Consider the following 3,210-nt stretch of genomic DNA (forward strand, 5'->3'; position numbering starts at 1 on the left):
CCGGTATTACCGGCCGAAAGTTTTTATGTGCAGTGTCGAATCCAGCCCGCGATAGCAAAGGTCTCCGGTCGTAGAAACTCTACATAAAAGTTGGGCAGGATGGGGAGGCCCGCAGCCAACAATCAGCGTGCGCAACCTCCGCAGTCCTACAGTGAATGCAGCCACTCGAGCAGCGTCTTGTTCTGCTGCCAGGACGGGATCTTTGGAAGCGACGTACCGTCGGTGGCTTTCTCGAGTGCCTTGCGCTTCATCTCAAGATTTGCGCGAGCATAGATCTCGGTTGTCTTCACATCGACGTGACCGAGGAAGTCGCGGATGATCTCGAGCGGCACGCCACTCTGCAGCAGGTGCATTCCCTTTGTGTGTCTCAGACTGTGAGGACTCACCCGCTGTGTGAAGTCGGGGTGATTTCGCCGCACAGGAACCACATACTTTTGCAGGAGATAACGTACACCCGAGCGGGATAATCGCGCGCCTTGCCGGTTCTGGAAGAGTGGCTTGTCGGCGTGTTCAGGACGATCGAGGTTATTATCGCGTCGATACTGGAGCAGCAGTTCGACTGTCGTGTCCATCAGAGGCACGGCGCGCAGCTTTCGACCCTTTCCCCAGAGCCGCACCTGCGATGGAGGATCCAGGCGCACGTCCCCGGCGTTCAGGTCAATCAACTCCTGTACCCGGGCACCGGTGTCATAGAGTACGCTTAACATCACTGCATCCCGGCGGCCTTCAGACGTATGCAGGTTCGGTTGTGCGAGAAGCTGTGCAAGATATTCCTTGGAGAGGTAACCGACGCTGGCGCGCGGCTGTCGCCGCAGCGGAATCGCGAGGACCTGCTGACACTGCAGCAGGCGCTCGGGTACTTCCGACTGTACGTAGCGGAAGAACGCGTGCAATGCCGCGAGGCGATGATTCTGTGTACTGACCGAAACGTGCCGGTCGTTGGCCAGGTGATCAAGGAATGCCTCGACCAGGCCTACGTCGATCTGTGCCAGAGACAGACGCTCCAGTGCGATTCCCCGCACGTCACGACAGTATCGCAGCAGCAGGGTAAACACGTCGCGATAGGCCTTGATCGTGTTGGGGCTTAGGTTGCGCTGTGCGGCCAGATGGTGCGTCAGGAAGCTGGTCACGAGCATGGAGAAATCCGTCGGTTTCATGATCTGCTCCTCCTCGGGATGACATCACCGAAGGCGGCGCTGGTGCGCGCCGTGATCTCCGGAAATAGTTCAGCGATCAGATGCAGATAGCGCTGCGTTCCGGCGAGGGAGCGATGGCCGAGGTAGGTTGCCAGCACCGGAAGCTTCGCATCGAGGTTGGCTCCCTCCTGGCACCACCGCAGCAAGGCATGGACGGCAAAATTGTGGCGCAGATCATGTAAGCGCGGCCCCTTGCCTCTGCCGGCATGCGGAACCCCGGAGCGCAACAGCAGCTCCCGGTACAGCCAGTAGATCGCCGGGTGGCTCAACGGGCCGTCGGATGGCGAAGGGAAGAAGTAGGCATCGGACGGGCGATCGCCCATGACTTGTGCGAAGGTTCGAAGGCGCTGTACCAGCGGCAAGGCTGGTGGGACGAGCCTGTCCCGTCGAAATTTGCCATCACGCACCGTCAGGATCCCCCGTTCGAGGTCCACATCGGCCACCCGCAGGTGCAGCACTTCGCTAATTCTCAGACCGCAGCCATACAGGAGCCGCAGCACTTCCGGCATGATGAGATGCCGCACTGGGGATCGGGCGGTCGGTGTAAGCTGGTCAGCCGCCTGCAACAGCCGCTCGATCTCGGCGTGTGTCAGGATTGCGCGGAGAGAAGCTGCTCGCTCCCCTTGCCATCGGCCATCGATCCGGCACATCAGCGGCATATCCCAACCGGCACATGAACAGGGCAAATTGGCGAACTGCACAGATACGATGATCGTGGGTGCCCTTGCTCTCGTGGGGCCGTTTGGCGAGCCACTTGCTGCTGATCGAGCGCGGCAGCTCGCATTCTATTAGCGCTTCATCGCTCAGGAAGCGGTCAAAGCATGCCAGCAAGCGGGCTGGCTCATCATATCGGTACCCACACGCGCGTTTCTCCTGGACGAACTGTTCCATGAGTGAGCCGACAGCGCTTCGGAACTGGCCCTTGAATTTGTTACTAGACATGGCGCATCTCCTCGGTGTTCAACGCGGCAGTGCGCAGGGTTTCCACGTCGGTCTTGGCGTAGATCAACGTCGAGGCTGTGGTCGCGTGCCCCAGGATATCGCTGATGACTTGAAACGGCGTCTGTTCATGGAGCAATCGTGTCGCGAGTGTGTGGCGCAGCGAGTGCAAACCATAGCGTTGTGGAGTCCTGAAGTGAATCCCGGCCATGGCCTTCCAATGACGGACGATCCAATGTAGGCTGTCGGCTTCGCGGAAGGGTAGGAAAGGCGCGTTCAATGTGAGGAACACTTCGCGATGATCCGAGTGAGGACGGCCCGATCTCAGATAGTCAATCAGCGCTTCGCCAACTTCCTCCGTCAATGGCAAACAAAGAGGTGCGAGTGTCTTCGACTGCCTAACCTCTATTGTGGCCGTTTCCCACTTCAGATCGTCGAGGGATAGTGCGCGAATATCGCCCACTCTCAATCCGAGGCGACAGGCAAGTAGAAAGATCGCGTAATCGCGCTTGCCTTTGGGCGAGGTTCTATCAACGGCTTCGAGCAGCTTGATCAGGACTTCCGGGTCCCAGACCGACGGAATAGTCGCATCGCGGGGAACGTGGACCACCGGCAATACGTGGCTGAGATCCTGCTGCAGAATTCCTCGCATCAGAAGAAAGCGCAGAAAGCAACGCACATCGGAAACGATGCGCGAGACTGACTTCGCCGACAGACGATGTTGCGCGGTCACAAATGCGCAGAGATCGGCCGGCTGCATCTGATCAAAAGACGTGATGTTCCTTGAACCAAGGAAATCCGCGAATATGGCTATCTCGCGCGTCCGCTCGCGAAGGGTCGTTGCACGAAGATGACGGCGATCCCGGCAGTACAGTTCATAGTCGCGCAATGCCGTGCTCATGGGTGCGGGAACCTGTATCTTCTGCATGTCGGTGACGATGCGCTCAATGTGCCCGTCATGAGCAAAGCGCTCGAGAACCTTGAGGGAAACCACGATATTCCGCCGCCACCCCTGGTCAGAGTTCAGGCATTCGTCAGCACGAATTTGATACGTAGAGCAAAACCGTTTCGCCAG

3 protein-coding genes are annotated in these 3,210 nt (G+C 58.7%); all 3 read right to left on the reverse strand.

Annotated features, from left to right (window positions below; genetic code table 11):
* Positions 1–146: 146 nt before the first annotated feature.
* The gene (locus HDG37_RS38615) at positions 147–1,157 is read right to left on the reverse strand and encodes a site-specific integrase (RefSeq protein WP_184056819.1); all 1,011 of its coding nucleotides are present in this window, start codon (positions 1,155–1,157) and stop codon (positions 147–149) included.
* Complete coding sequence (locus HDG37_RS38620; protein WP_221312287.1) at positions 1,154–1,897, reverse strand: tyrosine-type recombinase/integrase; 744 nt, start codon at positions 1,895–1,897, stop codon at positions 1,154–1,156. The genes HDG37_RS38615 and HDG37_RS38620 overlap by 4 nt, the downstream gene beginning before the upstream one ends.
* A 233-nt stretch (positions 1,898–2,130) precedes the next feature.
* A partial coding sequence (locus HDG37_RS38625; protein WP_221312288.1) for a site-specific integrase occupies positions 2,131–3,210 on the reverse strand: 1,080 nt, incomplete at its 5' end.

Source organism: Paraburkholderia sp. MM5384-R2, assembly GCF_014201025.1.
Lineage (GTDB): Bacteria > Pseudomonadota > Gammaproteobacteria > Burkholderiales > Burkholderiaceae > Paraburkholderia > Paraburkholderia tuberum.

Excerpts from the sequence above, each read along its gene's own strand:
- HDG37_RS38615 (WP_184056819.1), bottom strand. The coding sequence starts at position 1,157 with ATGAAACCGACGGATTTCTCCATGCTCGTGACCAGCTTCCTGACGCAC.